At 30.5% G+C, this 20,338-nt stretch carries 20 protein-coding genes; 18 read left to right on the top strand and 2 right to left on the bottom strand.

Features of this window, described 5'->3' with window-relative positions; translation table 11 throughout:
* Positions 1–3: 3 nt before the first annotated feature.
* The 15 genes from MST30_RS00515 to MST30_RS00445 all read left to right on the top strand — a co-directional run bounded on the left by MST30_RS00515 (position 4) and on the right by MST30_RS00445 (position 16,050).
* The gene (locus tag MST30_RS00515) at positions 4–681 is read left to right on the top strand and encodes an acylneuraminate cytidylyltransferase family protein (RefSeq protein ID WP_243472461.1); all 678 of its coding nucleotides are present in this window, start codon (positions 4–6) and stop codon (positions 679–681) included.
* Positions 668–1,318 carry a hypothetical protein gene (locus MST30_RS00510; RefSeq protein ID WP_243472460.1) on the top strand — a complete coding sequence of 217 codons (651 nt, stop codon included), beginning with the start codon at positions 668–670 and terminating at the stop codon, positions 1,316–1,318. The genes MST30_RS00515 and MST30_RS00510 overlap by 14 nt, the downstream gene beginning before the upstream one ends.
* Complete coding sequence (gene neuB, locus MST30_RS00505; protein ID WP_243472459.1) at positions 1,318–2,358, top strand: N-acetylneuraminate synthase; 1,041 nt, start codon at positions 1,318–1,320, stop codon at positions 2,356–2,358. The genes MST30_RS00510 and neuB overlap by 1 nt, the downstream gene beginning before the upstream one ends.
* Positions 2,359–3,162 (top strand): sulfotransferase family protein, encoded by an 804-nt coding sequence (locus MST30_RS00500; protein WP_243472458.1) that lies wholly within the window; start codon positions 2,359–2,361, stop codon positions 3,160–3,162.
* Positions 3,163–4,284, top strand: coding sequence for a UDP-N-acetylglucosamine 2-epimerase (neuC, locus tag MST30_RS00495; protein ID WP_243472457.1), 1,122 nt, complete (start codon positions 3,163–3,165; stop codon positions 4,282–4,284).
* Positions 4,285–4,516: 232 nt separating this feature from the next.
* Positions 4,517–5,728 (top strand): MBOAT family O-acyltransferase, encoded by a 1,212-nt coding sequence (locus MST30_RS00490; protein WP_346346973.1) that lies wholly within the window; start codon positions 4,517–4,519, stop codon positions 5,726–5,728.
* A gap of 2 nt (positions 5,729–5,730) precedes the next feature.
* Positions 5,731–6,705, top strand: coding sequence for a DUF1574 family protein (locus MST30_RS00485; protein WP_243472455.1), 975 nt, complete (start codon positions 5,731–5,733; stop codon positions 6,703–6,705).
* Positions 6,698–8,095 carry a hypothetical protein gene (locus MST30_RS00480; RefSeq protein WP_243472454.1) on the top strand — a complete coding sequence of 466 codons (1,398 nt, stop codon included), beginning with the start codon at positions 6,698–6,700 and terminating at the stop codon, positions 8,093–8,095. The genes MST30_RS00485 and MST30_RS00480 overlap by 8 nt, the downstream gene beginning before the upstream one ends.
* Positions 8,095–9,246 carry a glycosyltransferase family 4 protein gene (locus MST30_RS00475; protein ID WP_243472453.1) on the top strand — a complete coding sequence of 384 codons (1,152 nt, stop codon included), beginning with the start codon at positions 8,095–8,097 and terminating at the stop codon, positions 9,244–9,246. Before MST30_RS00480 ends, MST30_RS00475 begins: the two co-directional genes overlap by 1 nt.
* Positions 9,247–10,044, top strand: coding sequence for a sulfotransferase (locus MST30_RS00470; RefSeq protein WP_243472452.1), 798 nt, complete (start codon positions 9,247–9,249; stop codon positions 10,042–10,044). It abuts the gene before it with no gap.
* Between the two features lie 2 nt (positions 10,045–10,046).
* Complete coding sequence (locus MST30_RS00465) at positions 10,047–11,186, top strand: glycosyltransferase family 4 protein (protein WP_243472451.1); 1,140 nt, start codon at positions 10,047–10,049, stop codon at positions 11,184–11,186.
* A complete protein-coding gene (locus tag MST30_RS00460) occupies positions 11,183–12,268 on the top strand; it encodes a glycosyltransferase family 4 protein (RefSeq protein WP_243472450.1) in 1,086 nt (361 codons plus the stop codon). The genes MST30_RS00465 and MST30_RS00460 overlap by 4 nt, the downstream gene beginning before the upstream one ends.
* Positions 12,269–12,285: 17 nt before the next feature.
* Complete coding sequence (locus MST30_RS00455) at positions 12,286–13,641, top strand: O-antigen ligase family protein (RefSeq protein ID WP_243472449.1); 1,356 nt, start codon at positions 12,286–12,288, stop codon at positions 13,639–13,641.
* Positions 13,595–14,602 (top strand): glycosyltransferase family 4 protein, encoded by a 1,008-nt coding sequence (locus MST30_RS00450; RefSeq protein ID WP_243472448.1) that lies wholly within the window; start codon positions 13,595–13,597, stop codon positions 14,600–14,602. The genes MST30_RS00455 and MST30_RS00450 overlap by 47 nt, the downstream gene beginning before the upstream one ends.
* Positions 14,603–14,655: 53 nt before the next feature.
* A complete protein-coding gene (locus MST30_RS00445; protein WP_243472447.1) occupies positions 14,656–16,050 on the top strand; it encodes a sugar transferase in 1,395 nt (464 codons plus the stop codon).
* A gap of 7 nt (positions 16,051–16,057) precedes the next feature.
* Here the strand turns inward: MST30_RS00445 and MST30_RS00440 are convergent, their stop codons facing one another.
* Both MST30_RS00440 and MST30_RS00435 read right to left on the bottom strand, forming a co-directional pair.
* Positions 16,058–17,221 carry an Lnb N-terminal periplasmic domain-containing protein gene (locus MST30_RS00440; protein ID WP_243472446.1) on the bottom strand — a complete coding sequence of 388 codons (1,164 nt, stop codon included), beginning with the start codon at positions 17,219–17,221 and terminating at the stop codon, positions 16,058–16,060.
* A gap of 13 nt (positions 17,222–17,234) precedes the next feature.
* Positions 17,235–18,305, bottom strand: coding sequence for a putative type IX sorting system protein PorV2 (locus tag MST30_RS00435; RefSeq protein WP_243472445.1), 1,071 nt, complete (start codon positions 18,303–18,305; stop codon positions 17,235–17,237).
* A 143-nt stretch (positions 18,306–18,448) separates the two neighbouring features.
* Here MST30_RS00435 and MST30_RS00430 point away from each other — a divergent pair, with 143 nt between their 5' ends.
* From MST30_RS00430 to MST30_RS00420, 3 genes are read left to right on the top strand one after another with little or no spacing between them, the layout of a single operon-like run.
* Positions 18,449–19,207 (top strand): CDP-alcohol phosphatidyltransferase family protein, encoded by a 759-nt coding sequence (locus tag MST30_RS00430; RefSeq protein ID WP_243472444.1) that lies wholly within the window; start codon positions 18,449–18,451, stop codon positions 19,205–19,207.
* Positions 19,208–19,226: 19 nt separating this feature from the next.
* Positions 19,227–20,030 carry a TerC family protein gene (locus MST30_RS00425; RefSeq protein ID WP_243472443.1) on the top strand — a complete coding sequence of 268 codons (804 nt, stop codon included), beginning with the start codon at positions 19,227–19,229 and terminating at the stop codon, positions 20,028–20,030.
* The gene (locus tag MST30_RS00420; protein ID WP_243472442.1) at positions 20,027–20,338 is read left to right on the top strand and encodes a hypothetical protein; all 312 of its coding nucleotides are present in this window, start codon (positions 20,027–20,029) and stop codon (positions 20,336–20,338) included. Before MST30_RS00425 ends, MST30_RS00420 begins: the two co-directional genes overlap by 4 nt.

Genomic DNA, 20,338 nt, shown 5'->3' with positions numbered 1-20,338 from the left:
CCTTTGGAAAAGACAATTGCAATAATCCCAGCAAGAGGTGGATCTAAAAGACTACCAAATAAGAATGTAAAAGTTCTTGGTAATTTACCACTATTAGCGCATTCTATAAACTATGCTAAAAATAACGCTCATATCATTGACGATATTTATGTATCCACTAACAATGAAGAAATAAAAAAAATAGCATTAAAATTTAAAGCCAAGGTTATTGATAGACCAGAAGAAATTAGTGGAGACCATGAACCAACTGTTTCCGTATTGATACACGCATTACAGCAATTGAAAGATGTAGATACTGTTATACTGTTACAACCCACTAACCCATTTAGACCTAAAAAACTTTTAAGCGAAGCATTTCATAAGTATAAAAAAAGTAATGCTGAAAGTTTATTTACCGTGAGTAGAGATCATAAAAAGCTGGGTAAAATAAATGAAGAAAAATTTGAGCCTTTTAATTATAAAATAGGACAGAGGAGTCAAGATTTAGAGCCTTTGTATTATGAAAATGGTTTACTTTATATTACAAAAGCTTCATTAATAAGAAATAATGTAATTTTTAATGAACAATCCTACCCTTATATTGTAAATCATAGATTCGCCAATGTTGATATAGATACTGAAGAGGATTTTGATTACGCTCAATATTTATTCAAAAAATATAATAAAAATGATAATTACTAATCAGATAGCAAAAGACACGTATAAAAAGTTTTCTAAGGCATTAGGCGCAGATTATATAGCAAGTGAATTTGCCTTAATTACTATTTTACGTATAATAGATACTTTTAAAATTAATCAAATTTTAGAAATAGGTTTGGGCATAGGAAGTATTTCTGACACAGTGCTTAATTATGCTAGGGAAACAAATAAAAATATTAATTATACAGGAACAGAAGCCAATGAATTTTGTTTAAATCAATTGCCTTTAAATTTAAAAGATAATTATGGTAAGATTAAGCTATTAAACAATGTTTCTCAGATTGATAAAGAAACTAAATTTGATTTAATAATTGTAGACGGTTCAGATAATAGTTTAGAAAAATTAAAGTATAATGTTAAACAAAATAGCATAATATATATAGAAGGTCTTAGAACTCAACAAGTAAAAGCATTAAAAAAGCTTTTTCCTAATTCAAAACATGTTGAGATTATAAGTAATTATAAATCACCAAGCTATGGAGTCTCTTCTCCAAGCAAATGGTCTGGTGGTGGTCAATTAATTTTTATAAATCCTACAGTAAGACAGTATGTGTTTTGGATAAAAAATAAAATAAGAACGTCGTTTATTTATAAAGTAGGCAGAAAATTAAAAAAGTAATGCACCCATTTATAGAAATATCAGGTAGAAAAATAGGGAGAGATTACCCACCACTGGTTATAGCTGAGATAGGTATCAATCATGAAGGCTCCCTTAAAGTCGCAAAGGAAATGGTAGATGCCGCACATAGAGCAGGAGTGGAAATGGTAAAGCATCAAACACATGTAGTAGAAGATGAAATGAGTAAAGCAGCCAAGTCTGTCATTCCAGGAAATGCAGATGTTTCAATATATGAAATTATGGAGCGTTGTGCTCTAAATGAACAAGATGAATTGGAACTTAAGAATTATGTTGAATCTAAAGGCATGATCTTTCTGTCTACACCTTTTTCTAGAGCTGCAGCAGAACGTTTAAACAAGTTTGATGTGCCAGCTTTCAAAATAGGTTCTGGTGAATGCAATAATTATCCACTATTAGAGCATATAGCTAAGTTCGGAAAACCTGTTATTTTAAGCACTGGGATGAATACCATAGAAAGTGTTACAAAAGCAATTAAGGTATTTAAAAAGTATAATACACCTGTAGCAATTTTACATACAACTAATTTGTATCCAACACCTTTTCATTTGGTACGTTATGGTGCTATGTTAGAGTTGCATGAGGCTTTTCCAGAACTTGTGTTTGGTTTAAGCGATCATACTCTGAATAATAATGCATGCCTTGGAGCAGTGGCATTAGGAGCTTCAATTTTAGAACGTCATTTCACAGATTACATGCAAAGAACAGGGCCTGATATTGTTTGTAGTATGGATGAGCAGGAATGTGTCAACCTAATTAAAGGAAGTGAAGAAATTTGGTCTATGCGTGGTGGAACAAAAGCACCTGCTAAAGAAGAAAAAGTAACAATAGACTTTGCCTTCGCAACAGTTTGTACTATAAGAAATATAAAAAAAGGAGAAATACTCTCAGAAGAAAACATTTGGGTAAAACGACCTGGGACAGGAAAAATTTTAGCAGAAAAATTTAATGATGTCCTAGGCAAAAGGGCAGTTAGAAATATTGAAGAAGGGGAACATATAGATTACAAGGATTTTAATTAAATGACTGTTTTAGAAAAAATAAAAATTATAGTAAAGACGCTTAAAGCAAGAGCTACAAATAAAATAGAAGCTCCAATATTCATTATAGGTACTGGTCGATGCGGAAGTGATTTAATGGTTGATGTCTTGGAGACAAATCCAGGAATTCAAATAGATAAAAACGAGCAGTATGATTGGTTTCTTCCAGCTCTATTTGGTGGTAAGGAAAGAAGTCCTATGCTAAGTGACTTAATTAATTATAGACTTACAGCTAAGGAGTCTTTAAAACAATGGACGGCTTATTATCGTTTCAAGCTAAAATTGATTATCGAAAATAAGATCAATGCGAACAATAAGGTTTTTATTTTAAAAAGTCCTGCAATCACTTTTTTGTTAGATGAAATTGATAAGATGTTTCCAGATGCAAAATACATCCATTTATATAGAAATGGATTCTCAGTTTCTAAATCTTGGTGTACAAAAGAATATCCTAGAGTAAAAGCTTATCAAGATGCATTTTCTGAAGAAGATTTTCTTTTTAAATGTGCAGAATATTATAACGATTCTATTATTGAAATTTCTAATTTCTTAACCAAAATTGGAAAAGACAGACAACATTCAATAAGCTATGAAGATTTTTGTGAGAATCCAAAAGGAGAGTTGAGTAAAATACTTCAATTTGTCAATGTAAATCAACAGTGTACTTTTGATTTGTCTAAAATTGTTAGCACAAACCACAAAGTAAATAATTTAAATCCTGATATTAAATTAAAACTGAATGGTATAATGAGCAAAAGTTTAACTGTTTTGGGTTATAAGTTATAAATGCGAAAAATTGTATTTCTTACTGGTACAAGAGCGGATTTTGGTAAAATAAAATCATTAATTCAGAGTGTAGAGCATCACTCTGGGTTTGAGCCGTTCATATTTGTAACTGGTATGCATTTGCTAAAGGAATACGGTTATACACTCATAGAGGTGGAGCGATGTGGATTTGAAAATATATCAACTTTTCATAATCATACAGATGAAGCTACGATGGATTTGACATTAGCAAAAACAATAAATGGTTTTTCAGCCTATATTAAAGAGGTAAATCCAGATTTAATCGTTGTACATGGTGACAGAGTTGAGGCTTTAGCAGGTGCTATTGTAGGGAGTCTTAATAACATTTTGGTAGCTCACATAGAAGGAGGGGAGCTATCGGGAACTATTGATGAGTTGATTAGACATTCTGTATCTAAATTAAGCCATATTCACTATACCTCTAATGATGAGGCAAAACAGCGTTTAATACAAATGGGAGAGCTGGAGGAATCTATTTTTACAATTGGTTCTCCAGATGTAGATATTATGTTTTCTAATAACTTACCTAATATAGAAGAAGTAAAGTGTTATTACGAAATCGATTTTGAAAACTTCTCAGTAGTTATGCATCATCCTGTAACCACAGAAGTTGAAAAAACAGAAGAAGAGACCAATCAATTAGTCGATGCACTAATTGAAAGCGATAAAAACTATGTGGTTATTTACCCAAATAATGATTTAGGTAGTAAGTTAATTTTAAAAGCTTATGAACGATTGATTGGTAATAGAAAATTTAAAATTTTTCCATCAATTCGTTTTGAGTACTTTTTAACTCTTCTTAAAAATTCAGAATTTATAATCGGAAACAGCAGCGCAGGTGTAAGAGAAGCACCATATTATGGTATTCCTACAATTAATATAGGCAATAGACAGTTAAATAGAGCATCATCCTCAAAAATTATTAATGTTTCATGTCATAAAAGAGACATATTAGAAGCTTTAGCAGAATTGCCGATTAAAACAAAAGAATTTACTAATAGTTTCGGTCAAGGTAATAGTTCTACTTTGTTTTTAAAGAGTTTAGAATCTGATGGTTTTTGGACAATAAATCATCAAAAACAATTTAAAGATGCTCTTTAATTCTTTAGATTTTCTATTTTTTATTCCTGTTGTTTTTTTTCTGTATTGGTTCGTGTTTAATAGAAATGTAAGACTACAGAACTTTTTTTTAGTCATTATAAGTTATATTTTTTATGGCTGGTGGGATTGGAGGTTTCTAGGTCTTATTGTATTAAGCTCGCTGGTAGATTTTTACATAGGCAGAAAGCTTTCTCGTTCTAGTAACCAAAAAAAAAGGAAGACCTATCTATACTTGAGTATTTTTATAAATCTAGGTATTCTAGGTTTTTTTAAATATTACAATTTTTTTATTGAAAATCTTACAGCCAGTTTAAATCTCATAGGTATTCATTTAAACTCCATAACTTTAAACATCATTCTTCCAGTTGGTATAAGCTTTTATACGTTTCAGACTTTAAGCTATACAATAGATATTTATAGGAACAAAATGGAGCCCTCAAAGGATATTATTTCTTTTTTTGCTTTTGTAAGCTTTTTTCCGCAATTGGTAGCAGGGCCAATAGAAAGAGCCACTAATCTATTACCTCAGTTTTATAAAGAAAGAGTTTTTGAATATAATAAAGCTGTTTCGGGAATGCGATTAATTCTTTGGGGTTTTTTTCAAAAAATCGTTATTGCAGATGGATGTGCTTTGTATGTTAATGATATATTTAGTAACTATAAAGATTACTCTAGTTTAACCTTGGTTTTTGGTTCTATTATGTTTGCTTTACAAATTTATGGTGATTTTGCAGGATATTCTAATATAGCCATTGGAGTGAGTCGTCTTTTTGGATTTGATTTAATGAAGAACTTTAACTATCCTTATTTTTCTAGAAATATAGCTGAGTTTTGGAGACGATGGCATATTTCACTTTCAACTTGGTTTAGAGATTATCTATATATCCCTCTAGGCGGTAGTAGGGGAAGTAGTTGGTCTAAAATTAGAAATGTAATAATAATATTTACTGTAAGCGGATTTTGGCATGGAGCCAACTGGACTTTTATTGTATGGGGAGTACTTAATGCGTTATTTTTTATACCTATAATGTTAAGAGATAAAAATAAAAAGTTTGTAGGTGAACTATCGCCAGACCAGTTTTTTCCCTCATTAAAAACGCTCTTTCAAATACTATCAACTTTTTTTTTAACAACCTTAGCTTGGATTTTTTTTAGAGCTCAAAACCTTAATCATGCTTTTGGTTATCTTAGGAGAATAATCGTAAATGAAGATTATTTAACATTATCTTCGGACCGTACCGTGAATGTTGATGTTAAACCTCTAATATTTTGTATTGCTTTTTTCTTTCTAGTAGAGTGGTATAATAGGAATAGAGAATCAATAATAGGTGGTGTTTTACAATCTAAAAAGTACTTAAGGTATTGTATGTATTTTTTTATTCTTCTTACTATAATTTTAAGCATTAAAAACGAGGCCAACGGTTTCATATATTTTCAATTTTAAAAATGAAGCAGTTTATAGTTAAATGTTGCAAAGTTGGTTTTCTGTTTTATCTTCTTTTATGGTTGATTCAGATAGTCATAGATATAGGTCTTAGACAAAGTGAAGACGATACATATTATAATTGGAATAAGCTATATAATGGAGAAATTAATGCCGATATACTATTCTTGGGGTCATCTCGTACATTAAAGCATTATGACCCTCAAATTTTTGATGAAAAGTTGAATGTGTATTCATACAATTTAGGGTCTAATGGTTCTGCTTTTGATATCCAAAAAATAAAAAGGAATGCTTATTTAAGAAATAATTCAAAACCAGAATTAATTGTACTAAATGTAGATATAGGTTCTCTAAGTAAAAGCTCAGAGATATATAATAAAAAGCAATTTTTACCATATTACTCTCTTAAAAATTATAAAGATATGAGCAATATAGATGCGAGTGTTTTTTATGAGTACCTGTTCCCAATGTCAAAGTATAGAGAGAATTTTGATTTAATAAGTCTTTCGTTAAAAAGTTTAATAGGTATTGAAGAAAAAAATCTTAATACTATAAAAGGTTTTAGTGGGAGTAATCAAAAATGGAATAATTCCTTTGAAAATAGGCTAAAAGAACTAAATGGTAAAAAGTTTGATTATTCAAAATTTAATTATAAGGAAAGGTTGAGTTTTTTTGAGACAGAAGTTTTGGATATTAACCAATCAAAAATACCTTTGCTATTAGTTTGGGCGCCAGAATATGTGGGTAGACAATACCTAGAAAGTGATATTTTAGATAAAACGATAAGAGATGTTAAAAATGTAGCTAATAAATATGATGGTGTAGAGTTTATAGACTTTACAAAAGATTCTATTTGTTATGATACATATTACTTTTATAATTCTTACCATTTAAATAAAATAGGTGCAACAAAATTTTCTAATATGGTATCAGATAGTATCAATAAATACTTTAAAAAAGTAAAAAAAAGTGACTGATAATTTTCAGAATAAGCATATCCTTTTTTTAGTTCCAGACGGAGTTGGAATAAAAAACTATCTATATTCAGGTATTATAAAGTATCTTAGAAGCAAGGCGAAAATAACAATATGGTCACCTTTACCTATCGAAGCTTTTGAAGATGTAAAGAAAATACATCAAATAGAGTTTGGATACAGACAGATTACATTTAAACCAGAAAGCAGTTTAACAAGACTTTACAGAGAAGCAACCACGTATGCACGATTAAAAAGAAATACAAAATTAAAGACAAATCCCACAATTTTAACTAATTGGAGAAAACCAGGTTATAGTATAAAGGCTAAATTACTTTATAAGTTTGCAGAATTATTGGGTAATTTTATTGGTGATGATTATTCTAAGATTTTGATGTATGAGGCTAAATCTCAAAAGCATATTTCTGCTGATATTATCAAGAAATATAAAAAGGATTTAGAAGAGTTAAAACCAACTTCTATCTTCATTACTCATCAGCGTGTGCCTGGTGTAATGCCAATTTGTATTGCAGCACACAAATTAGGCATTGAAACTACAACAGCAATTTTCTCATGGGACAATTTGCCAAAAGCAAGATTAGCCGTTAAAACAGATAATTACGTGGTATGGTCGCATTGGATGAAAGATGAGATGAAAGATTATTACCCAGAAATACCTACAGACAAGGTACTAAGGTTGGGAACTCCACAATTTGAATTTTATCTAGATAATGAAAGGATTTTATCTCGGGAGGACTTTGCAAAAAAATATAATTTAGATCCCAAAAGGCAGTGGATTTGTTTTAGTGGTGATGATATTATTACATCTCCATACGATCAACATTTTCTAAGAGATGTAGCAGAAACTTTAAATGCAGAAAAAGACACACTTCAAATTATTTTTAGAAGATGTCCAGTAGATTTTTCAGATAGGTATGATGAAGTTTTAAAAAAGTATAAAGATTTAATTGTAGCTATAGACCCATTATGGAATATTCAGTCAGAAACTGGATGGGTAGGGTACTTTCCTAAGTATGAGGATGTAAATATGCAAATTAATTTAGCATACCACTGTGAATTGGTAGTGAATTTAGGTTCTACTATGGCTTTAGACTTTGCAACATTTAATAAACCGTGTTTGTATCTTAATTACAACCCTTCTAATGATATGTCTTGGAGTACAGAAATAATTTATAATTTTCAACATTTTAGAAGTATGCAAGGATTAAATGCTGTAGGTTGGATAAAAAGTAAGAGTGAAATTAGACAACAGGTTTTAAATACCTTAGATTCACCAGTAAATATAGCTCCAGATATCCAAAAATGGAAAGAGAAATTAGTATTGCATCCGTTAGACGAAAGTTCAAAACATATAGCTAAAGCCTTATTATAATGCATATATGCTTCATTACAAATGAGTACCCAAAAGAGGGTTTCCCACACGGTGGTGTGGGAACTTTTGTTCATACAATTAGTCATAAGCTAATAGAGTATGGACATCAAGTGTCTATCATAGGAATAAATGTTTATACAAAGAAAAATGAGTATGAAAATGAAAATGATATAGAGATTTATCGACTTAAGCCCAAAAAAATTAAAGGGTTGACCTGGTTGTTTAATAATAAATCGATTAACTCAAAATTGTCGCAAGTAAATGCTCTCAGACCTATAGATATTATAGAAACTGCAGAATTGGGAATGGCATTTATAAAAAAAATTCCAACGGTAAAGTATGTTATTAGATTACATGGTGGGCACCATTTTTTTGCTGAATCTGAGAACAGAAAAGTATCTTGGTGGAAAAGTTTTCAAGAGAAAAGATCATTTAAAAGAGCAGATGGGTTTATAGCTGTTTCTAAATATGTTAAAACGCACACGGAAAAGTTTTTAAGTTATAATAACAAACCATTGGAAGTAATTAGATATCCTATTAATCTTAACCTTTTCATACCACGACCAGAAATTCAAATAAAAAAGAGTACGGTTTTATTTGCTGGAACTATTTGTGCCAAAAAAGGTATAGATCAACTAATAAGAGCAATTCCAAAAGTCATAGAATCTAATAAAGATATTCAGCTTAATATTTATGGAAGAGATTGGTTTTTTCCAAATGGAAAATCCTATATAGAATATATAAAAGAATCTATTTTTCCAGAAATAGGAAATGCTGTTAACAATATTCATTTTAAGGGAGCTGTCCCTTTAGATGTTTTGGCAAAAAACTATGCGGCTTCAGAAATTTGTGTGTTTCCATCTTTAATGGAGACTCAAGGATTGGTTGCGCCAGAAGCAATGGCAATGGAAAAATTGGTGGTTTTTTCAAACTGTGGTCCTGGACCAGAGACAATAGAGCATAAAAAAACAGGTCTTTTGTGTGATCCTTATAACCCGAATGATATAGCAGAAAAAATCATTTGGGCCTTGAAACACAAAAAAGAAACAAAAGAAATAGCTAAAGAAGGAAGAAAGTTTGTTGAAGAAATATTTAATATTGATACAATAACTAATACAAATATTAATTTTTATTATAAAATTAAAAATTAGATGAATATAATCCTTAATGGACCTGGGAGATCCGGAACAACATTGTTGAGTAAATTAATATGTTATCATAAGGATTTAGCATGGATTTCTGGTTGGGTAAATCGATATCCTCATATTTTGAAACTATCATGTTTTAATGACCTATACAGAAAAGAATTAATAAATATTGATTTTTCTAAAACTAGTAAGATGCCAAAGCCATCTGAAGCTTATGGGTTTTGGAATCATTATATAAAAAGATTTGATGAATCATATCGCCTATCAGAAACCGAAATAATAAATACCAAAAACGCTATTAAAAAAATAGTAGCATTACAAGGTAAGCAACATTTTATTACAAAAATCACTGGTGATTTAAGGACAAATATATTTAATGATTTATTTGATGATTATACTATTATTTGGATAGAAAGAGACCCTAGAGTTGTAGTAAGTTCTTACATTAAACAACGTTGGTTTTACAAAAACGATCCCGAAGCATATGATAATTTAACGATGAACGAAAAAATTAAGTTTTATTCTAATTACTATCTTAAAAACTACAGAGGATCTAAAGACGCTAATGTTAAAGTGGTTTTTTATGAGGATATGTGCCAAGATCCAGTAATTTTTTTTGAGGATTTATTGAACTATTTAGGACTTGAGTTTACAAAATGGCATAAAGAAAAGATAAGTAATGTAAAAATAAACAAAGTAAATTGGTCATTTTATAAAAGCAGATATAATGAGGAGGAGATAAGTTTATTGAACGCTATGCTTGAAGAGCCATTAACAGAATATAATTATAATAGAGATTAGAATTGAAAAGAAATAAAACGCTTGCTATATTCACTCTTGTAGAGCATAAGGAATTAAATGGTCAGTATTATGGTTACGCACCTTATATAAGCGAAATGAATATGTGGTCGAGTCATTTTGATAATGTTATAGTGGTTGGACCATATACTGATAGTAAATCTATAGATGATATGGAATTAAGTTATAGTCATCAAAATCTTAAACTTATTAAAGTTCCATCTTTTAATATAAAATCTATTTATGCTTCTTTAAAATTATTAACTCAGTTGCCCTTCATGTTTGTAAAAATGTTTAAAACGATGAATAGGGCAGATCATCTGCATTTTAGATGTCCAAGTAATGTTTCTGCTGTAGCTGCTCTAGTTCAGGTTTTTTTTCCAAATAAGCCGAAGAGTACAAAATATGCAGGTAATTGGAATCCAAAAGATAATCAACCCATAGGTTATCGATTTCAGAAATGGTTATTGGCAAATAGATTTTTAACAAAAAACATGAAGGTTTTGGTATATGGTGACTACCCAGATCAATCCAAGTCAGTGGTTCCATTTATGTCGGCAACATACAGAGATGATGAGAAAATTCCATTTGTAAAGCGTGATTTTTCAGTCAAGCTAAAATTTGTTTTTATTGGTGCTATGGTTGTAGGTAAAAGACCGAAACTTACCGTGAAAATTATAGAAGCTTTAAAGCATAAAGGCTGTGAGGTAGAATTGCACATGTTTGGTGACGGTGACTTAATTGATGACATAAAGTCTTATGTTAATAATCATCATTTAGAAAAGGATGTAATTATATACGGTAATAGAGACAAAAGTGAAGTTAAATCTTGTTTAAAAGACGCTCATTTTACTATTTTGCCTTCCAAAAGTGAAGGGTGGCCAAAAGCCATTGCTGAAGGTATGTTTTTTGGTGCAATACCTATTTCAACCAAAATTTCTTGCTTACCCTGGATTTTAGGCTACGGAAACCGAGGTATATTAATTTCAGAAGAGCTTGACGAAGCAGTTAGCCTAATATTAAATGAATTGGATAAGGGTGACGAATATCTCAATGATATGGCTAACAACGCTTTAATTTGGGCTCAAGAATATACCTTAGAAAGACTAAGTAAAGAAATAGAGACCATTGCTGTAAGTCAATGATTAATTCAATACAAATAATAGACTCGCTAGATGTTGGTGGCGCAGAAAGAGTGGCTGTTAATTACGCTAATGGATTACTAGGTTTTGTTAATAGTTCGCACATTTGTGTAACTCGTAAAGAAGGGCCTCTTAAACCAAGTATTGAAAAGCAGGTTGGATATGTTTTCTTAAATAAAAAATCTAGATTAGATATTAGTGCAATCTTAAAATTAAGAAAATATATCACATCAAAAAAAATCAATTTGATTCATGCACATTCATCATCTTTTTTTATTGCTTTTCTAATAAAATTAACTTTACCTAGAATAAAAATTGTTTGGCATGATCACTATGGCAAGAGCGAATTTTTATCTAGCAGACCCAAGTTTTCATTAAAGATAGCATCTATATTTTTTGATCAAATTTTCAGTGTCAATCAAAAATTAAAACAGTGGTCAATAGATAATCTCTTTTGTAACAAAGTGGACTATATCAAGAATTTTCCGGTTCTTAAAAACTCAAACTCTGATACAACAAAAATATACGGAAATGAAGGTAAGAGGATTGTTTGCTTGGCAAATTTAAGAGAACAAAAGAATCATTTACAACTTCTAAATGCTTTTAAAATTGTAGTTGAGCATTACCCAGACTGGACTTTACATTGCGTTGGAAAGAATTTTGGAGATGATTATTCTAAAATTTTCTTTAATAGAATTGATGCTTTAGAATTAAAAAACAATGTGTTTTTTTATGATAGTAAGAAGGATATTTTGAATATTTTAAACCAAATGGATATAGCTGTTTTAGTTTCCAAATCAGAAGGCTTACCTTTGGCACTACTAGAGTATGGTCTAAGTAATTTGCCTGTTATATGCACAAATGTTGGTGATTGTGGGAAATTGATACCAGATATAACCTATGGTGTATTACTGGATGATGATAATGCAACATTAATTGCTAAGGAAATAATTGGGCTTATAGAAAACAAAGATTTTAGGCAAAAAATCTCAATAGCTTTTAATAAAAAAATTATTGAAGAGTATTCTGAAGAAAAAATACTGGTCGATATTTTAAATAAATATAATTTAATATTAAAATCATAATTAATTTGTTTTTATAAGTGGATACGAGATATCTATTAAAAATTTTATTACACATAGGTATTGGGATAGTACTTTATTTTGGTGGTCCTTTTCCACGCATATTCTTTTTTTCAGTTATTTTATATTTTTTAGTACAAATTACTTTTTCAACAAAGAGTAAAAAGTTTTTGACTGTCCTTAAGGCATGTGCTTATTTTGTCGGCTCAGAGGTTATTTTTAGAATGACAGGAGGAGGAGTGTTTTATGAATCCTCAAAATATTTTGTCATTCTATTTATTCTTTTTGGTGTTTTTTACAATGGTATCTCAAGTAAAGCTTATCCATATTTTATTTTCTTAATATTATTAATTCCTTCAATCATTGTAGCTTCAGCTAATATTGGATTTGATTCTAACCTAAGAACAAATGTTGCTTTTGTTTTAAGTGGTCCTGTCTGTCTTGGAATTAGTGCCCTTTATTGTTATGATAAAAAAATAACCAAAGAGCAAATATTAGAAGTTTTACTTTATTTGGCTTTGCCTGTAGTAACTTTAACTACATATTTATTTTTATATACTCCTAGTATTAAGGATGTATTGAGTGGTACCCAATCAAATTTTGCTGCTTCTGGAGGTTTTGGGCCTAATCAGGTTTCTTCTACTCTAGGTTTGGGTATGTTTGTTTTCTGTGTGAATTTTTTTCTAAAATCAAGGTCATTATTTATAAAGATAGTTAACATAGTAGTATTTGGATTGATATCTTTTAGAGGAATAGTAACATTTAGTAGAGGAGGTGTATTAACAGCTATTTTAATGATTTTTGCGTTCTTATTATTTGTGTATTATAGGTCTGGCAAAAGACAGAAAGGAATAATTATAGGTTCACTTGTTTTATTGATTATAGCATCTTCAGTTATTTGGGTTGTTAGTTCCAATCAAACAGAAGGATTAATTGATAAACGTTACTCTAACCAAGATAAGTCAGGAAGAGAAAAAGATGATGTGTCAGCGGGTAGAGTAGATTTGTTTATGGGAGAATTAAGTGGTTTTATAAATAATCCTTTTCTTGGGGTTGGGGCTAGTGGAATGAAAGAGGAAAGACTAGAAACACTAGGAAAAGTAGTTGCTACACACAACGAGCTTAGTAGGCTTTTGTCAGAGCATGGTATATTGGGAATAATAATAATTGTTATATTGATTTTTAAGCCTTTAGATATGAGGGTTGCTAACAAAGGGAATTATTTTTTCTATGCCTTTTTAGTGTTTTGGTTTGCTACAATTAACCATTCTGCTATGAGAATTGCGGCACCGGGTTTTGTCTATGGTTTAGCACTTTTAAATTTAAAGAATGAAAAACGTCCTATACATAGGAAACGCTTTATCCAAAAAGGGTAAGACAACATCTACCATAGATACTTTAGGAGCGCATCTGGGTGCAAACTATTCAGTAAAAATGGCTTCGGATAAATCTAATAAAATACTGCGCATTTTAGACATGATTTGGTTGGTAATTACTAATTCAACCAAAACAGATGTCGTACTTATTGACACCTATAGTACGATTAATTTTTATTATGCTTTTATAGTAAGCCAATTGTGTAGAGTTTTTAAAATTAAATATATAAACATACTTCATGGAGGTAATTTAGAAGCAAGGTTAAAAAACAATCCAAAACTTAGTGCTTTGATTTTTAAAAATGCATATAAACTTACAGCACCATCAAATTTTTTAAAATCTGTATTTGAAAATTATGGATATAAAAACATTGAGTATATCCCTAATACTATTGAAATTGAAGATTATGATTTTAAAGAAAGAAGTATTGAAAGTATAAATTTACTTTGGGTAAGATCATTTTCTAAAATCTATAACCCTCAATTGGCGGTTTTAGTTTTGGAAGAGTTGTTGAAAAAAGGCTATGATGCTAAACTAACAATGATAGGTCCTGAGGTTGATGGTGTATTAAGTGAAACAAAAAAAATAGCAGCAAACAAAAAGCTAGCTGTAAATTTTACAGGAAAATTGTCAAAGCATGGGTGGATTAAATTATCTCAAAAATCTAATATTTTCATAAATACTACTAACTTTGATAATACACCTGTTAGTGTTATAGAAGCTATGGCTTTAGGATTACCTATTGTATCAACAAATGTAGGAGGAATCCCTTTTTTAATTAGCAATGGAGAAGATGGTCTTTTAGTTTCTCCAGATAGTATTGAAGAAATGGTTCATGCAATCCTAAAATTTAAAAACAATAATGATTTTAGATTAAAGACTATCAAAAAGGCCCGTAAAAAAGTAGAAAAATTCGATTGGAAAGAAGTAAGATTAAAATGGGAAAAGCTTTTATCTTAATAAGAAGATGAAAATTAATTGATGTTATTATATTTACAGTAGCTAAACTAACCATGACACATAAAAAAGGTATCCATTTCGAAGTCTCAGAACGAAAGATTCTTTTAAGAATCATGGATATAATCATGGTGTTTTTGGCTATTTATTTTTTAAATCTTTATCCAAAGTTTGAGTATATTCAATTTAATGAATCAAACTACGTAGCTCTTGCCTTATTAGCTGTTTATATTATAATTTTCGGAACTATTTTTGAACTCTATGATTTGCAGAAAGCCAGTAAGTTTGATTCTACTTTCAGAAATATTGTAATAACAACATCTACAGTTGTACTGTTCTACCTTTTAACGCCAGTATTATCTCCTTATTTGCCAGAGGAACGTATTCAGATTGTTTATTTTTATTTGGCGATAATTATATCTATTTTACTATGGAGGTTATTTTATATTAATCTTATAGAATCTCCAAGGTTTTACAAACGTGTACTTTTAGTGGCCGAAATATCTAATATTGATGGTTTGGTAAAAGCACTTAATACATCAGACCCTAACTATAAAATTGTTGGTTTTATAAATAGTGAAACTTCTACACCAGACTCGGTAAAATTCAAAGGTTTAAAAGAGTTTCAACCTAAAGATTTCTTGAGTGTCATTGAAAAGGAAAGAATATCAGAAGTTTTAGTAGCTAGTTTCAATTCTGAGGCCATTATAGCTGAAGTTTATCACGATCTTATGATGTTGCTAGAACGAGGCTTTAAGATTAGGGAGTATACACAGGTTTATGAAGAGTTATTACATAAAGTACCAATACAATTCGTTGGTAAAGATTTCTATAAATATTTCCCTTTTAGTAGAAGTAATGAGAATAAGCTTTATATATTTTTTCAAAGAACGTTCGATATTCTTTTAGCTATTATTGGCTTAACAGCAGGTGTTTTAATTTTACCGTTTATTTTAATAGGAAATATGTTAGGAAACAAAGGCCCATTATTATATACCCAAGAACGTATAGGAAGAAATGGAAAGCCATTTAAGATTATAAAACTGAGAACTATGATTGTTAATGCCGAAGAAGATGGTGTTAAGTGGGCAAAGAAGGATGATAAGCGAATTACCAAGTTTGGTAAGTTTTTGCGAAGATCTCGTTTAGATGAAATTCCTCAGTTTTTTAATGTTTTAAAAGGGGATATGAGTGTTATAGGACCAAGACCAGAACGACCATTTTTTGTTAACGAATTATCGCGAATAATTCCCTTTTATGAAACACGTCATATCATTAAACCTGGACTTACGGGTTGGGCTCAGGTTAAAACCAGGTATGGTTCTTCTGTTGATGATAGTCTTACCAAATTACAATACGATTTGTACTACATAAAACACAGGAGCGTGTTCTTAGATTTTAATATCACTATAAAGACTCTCAGTACAATTTTATATTACAGAGGCCAGTAACTTGCTTCTAGCTGTTGAAATATTTTACCAAATAAACATATCTTATTGCTAATGCGATAAGAAGAGGAATTAAAGCAATTGCAAAAACTTGCACACCAATAATCCAGTGCAAAGTCATAAGGCAGAGCATTATAATTAAAAACTTAAGGTAACTTTTAACCCAATTTTTAACTTTACTTTTTAGTAACTGGCCTATTACTAAAATATTGAGAGGACAAGCCCACAGTAAATTATAATTCTGCCAAGTCGCTGTATGATCTGTACCAAACCATAAGAATAATAAAAGAATACCTATTACTCCGGTTAAAGAAAAGAGCGTAATGTCTAACCATTTTGAACGCTTACTGTTTTTATAATCTTTATAAGTAATAAATAGAATAACAATAGAAAGTAATCCAAAAATCATCAGTGGACTTAAAAGAAAGTTAGATGACGAATTATTATCTTTCTTTGTGTAAAGTATGGTTGAAGACTTAACTAAATTGTCGTTTCCATTAATTTTAGAAACTTCAAAAAAGGAATGAATATATTTTGGTAAAAACATATACTCGATAGCAGAAGCTTCTCTATCTACAACAGAGCCAAGAGCGATGTCAATACCTAAACTTCCCCAAGAATTTTTGTCAACGTGTTCATAGATAAGCGCTCTAAACGTCTTTTGTTCAAAATTATCCGGTTTTTCAAAACTTATAGAGTTGTTTGTAACTGTAGAAAGTACATCTCTAATTTTTGTAGCGCAATTATCATAGAAAAAATCGTAAAGATATTTTCTGTTTTCAGGCTTATAATTATTTTCTAAATAACTGAAAAGCTTCTGTTTTTGCTCAATAGAAAGATTTAAAACCTGTTCTTTAATCGTTCTGTTCTCTCTGGAATAATAATTGAAAATATCAGAAAAAAAATGTCTGCTTATAAGATAGTTAAGTTTTCCTCTAGCAAATTTTAAGTAAAAGTTGGGTGCATCAAAATCATACTGACCGTAACCATAAACTATATCTATGCCTCTGGTCTCATCTTTTATTCTAAAGGCATTGTGCCCAAAAGAATCATTAAGAGATGTGCCTGGTCCGAAAGTTAAAACGGATGCTTCAGCATCATCAGATAGCTGAAATTGAAAAGCAAACGAAACAGTAACAAATAAGAAAGCTAAAAGCGATAGTTTTATTTTCATTGTGTTGGGTTAACTATCTAAAAATACTAAAATCTATTTTTAAAGAGAATACGTTAGAATATAGTGCAGCACTTTGGTCTCCAATATCTGTAAAAGCATAATCAATCTGAATGCCTTTGTATTTAAAACCAACTCCAAAATTCGGTTGAAACGTTAAATTCTCAGAGTTGTCAATCTGTCTTTCATTCTGAAAATTACCAACACCACCTCTTAAAAAAACCAAATCTGTATAGCCAAATTCAAATCCTAGTGCAGGATTGATACTTGCAAACGACGTAGAAAAGATATCATTGTTTTCTTCAAATCGTACATTAAGATTTGCTGCTGCTAATAAGGAATAATCGTAGTTGAAAATCCACTTTTTAGACATACCAATTTCTAACTTAGGTATAGTAATTTCGGTAGTTTCAGGCAGTTCTTGGTTTTGCCCTTCAACGGCTCCACTAATTTGTTCAAACTTTTCTTCGTCAATAGACCAAGTGTTATAGGTCGTTGTAATATCTCTTGCCATAACTCCGAATTTCCAACCAGAATCATTTTCAAACTGAATACCAGCATCTAAACCAAATCCCCAAGACGAGGCAAAGTCACCAATAATACGTCTTATAACTTTTGCATTAACCCCAAAGTTTAATCCATCTAAGGGTAATTTTCGTGCATATGAAAAGGTTAAGCCATAGTCAGCAGTAGAAAAGGTACTAATTCTATCGTAGTTAATATTGCCTTCATCATCAATTAACTGTGTGGTGTCTAAAATATCGTCTACACCAAACCTTATAAGCGAAACACCTACAGCACTGCGATCATCTAAAGGCATACCATAACCAATGTAGTTGTAGTTGGCAATATTGGCAAAATAGCTAGAATGCATTAAAGCGAGTTGGTTGTCTTCAAGATTTACTAAACCTGCAGGATTCCAATATCCAGAGTTAACGTCGGCTGTTTGCGATACTACAGCATTACTCATGCCAAGGCCAGCAGCATCTACACCAATATTCATAAATTCGTTAGAATACTTTCTGGTAGATTGTGCCGAAACTATAGCGGTTATAAGTGTTAAGAGAATTACGATGTAATTTTTCAACAGCAAAATTTTTTACAAAGATGCACAATTTTTCTATGTATTTAACTTTAAAAAGACCTTCTTATTGTTTTGTGAGAACCACAATTTGAAAAAAATAATAAGCTAAGCTCAAATACTTTTATATTTTTACAAAAATTATATTCATGAGTTTTAAGCGACACATTCCTAATATAGTTACACTACTCAATTTGTTTTCTGGTTGTATCGCTCTAATATTTGCAGTACACGGTAATTTTATTGTTGCTGCTTTTTTTGTGTTTTTAGGCATCTTTTTCGACTTTTTTGATGGGCTTTTAGCAAGAAAACTTAATGTGCAAAGCCCTTTAGGAATTCAGTTAGATTCTTTAGCCGATTTGGTAACGAGTGGTGTAGTGCCTGGTGTTATAATGTTTAAGCTAATATCTCTAACTATCAATAGTCCAGATTATGCTTCATATTCTGATAGTTGGAATTCTGTGTTTCATTGGCAAGGTTTTAAAATGTCTGTATTGCCTTTAATTGGTTTGTTTATCCCTTTGGCTTCAGCATACAGATTAGCCAAGTTTAATTTAGATGGAGACCAACAAACCTATTTTAAAGGCTTACCTGTACCTGCAAACACCTTACTTATTTTATCATTACCACTCATTTTAGAATATCAGAATAATGATATAATGAATACCATCATTATCAATAAATGGTTTTTAATTGTACTGACACTCGCAAGTTGCTATCTCCTAAATTCCAAAATAAAATTGTTTGCGTTAAAGTTTAAAGATTGGAGTTTTAAGAATAACGCAGTTCGATATATCTTTTTAATTATAAGTTTGGTGATGTTGGTAGTATTACACTTTGCCGCAATACCAATGATCATCATTCTCTATATTATTTTATCTTTAATCGATAGAAAGAATATAAACTAACAAACCAACAAACTAAAAAATGGCAGAAGTTATTTTTACCCTTTTAATGCTAGTAATGCTTCAGGCGGTACTAGGATTCGATAACCTATTGTATATCTCTTTAGAATCAAAAAAAGCACCTGTTAGCGAACAAAAACGAGTGCGAAAGGTTGGTATATTAATAGCCATTGTATTGAGAATTGTTTTGCTCTTTGTTTTGATTTCGGTTATAGAGTATTTTCAAGAACCGTTTTCATTTTTAACAGGGAGTGTTAAAGATGTTATAGATTTTGCCTTTAATGGTCATAGCTTAATAGTATTAGCAGGAGGTGGTTTTATCATATACACAGCCATTAAAGAGATTTGGCACATGATTTCCACTCAAGACCTTACTGTAGACCAAATGGCAGTAGATAAGGGTACTAAATCGGCTAATGCTGTTGTGGTGAGTATTGTAATAATGAATTTAGTGTTTTCTTTCGATTCTATATTGGCAGCTATTGGTTTAACCAGTGATATAGAAAACTCAACAACAGCTTTTATAGTAATGGCTGTAGCTATTGTAATAAGTGGACTTTTGATGTTGTTGCTTGCTGATAAGATCTCTACATTTTTATCAAAGAATAGGATGTATGAGGTATTGGGATTATTTATTTTATTTATTGTTGGTATCATGCTGGTTACCGAAGGTGGTCATTTAGCACATCTTAAAATTTTTGGAAACGAGATTGTACCAATGAGTAAAACAACATTCTATTTTGTAATTGCTGTACTGGTAATAGTAGATGTTGTACAAGGACGCTATCAGAAAAAATTAGTAAAACAAGAAATCACAAAAAAATGAAAAAACTAAAACTTAGACCGTTTCTCATCGTTTTTTTTGCACTAATGGTGATTCAATTTGTAATTGTCTTTATAGACGTTCAGTTCACAAAAAGTAAAAGTGATTTAACCTCTATTACTAACCCAATCATCGCAATTTTCAGTTTGCCTATAAGTGGTATTCACAGAAGTTTGCCATTTTACGTTCACGAAAGTCTGTACATTAGAGCAGTGTATTGGGTTGTGAATTTATTTATACAATCTGCAGTAGTGTATTTAGTAATCTTAGGCTTGCAAAGAGTTAGAAGAAAACTTAAGAAATTGAAGTGA

This window comes from Winogradskyella sp. MH6 (assembly GCF_022810765.1).
Classification (GTDB): Bacteria; Bacteroidota; Bacteroidia; order Flavobacteriales; family Flavobacteriaceae; genus Winogradskyella.
The sequence above is the reverse complement of the archived record's forward strand: the minus strand, read 5'-3'. Positions and strand labels throughout refer to the sequence as shown.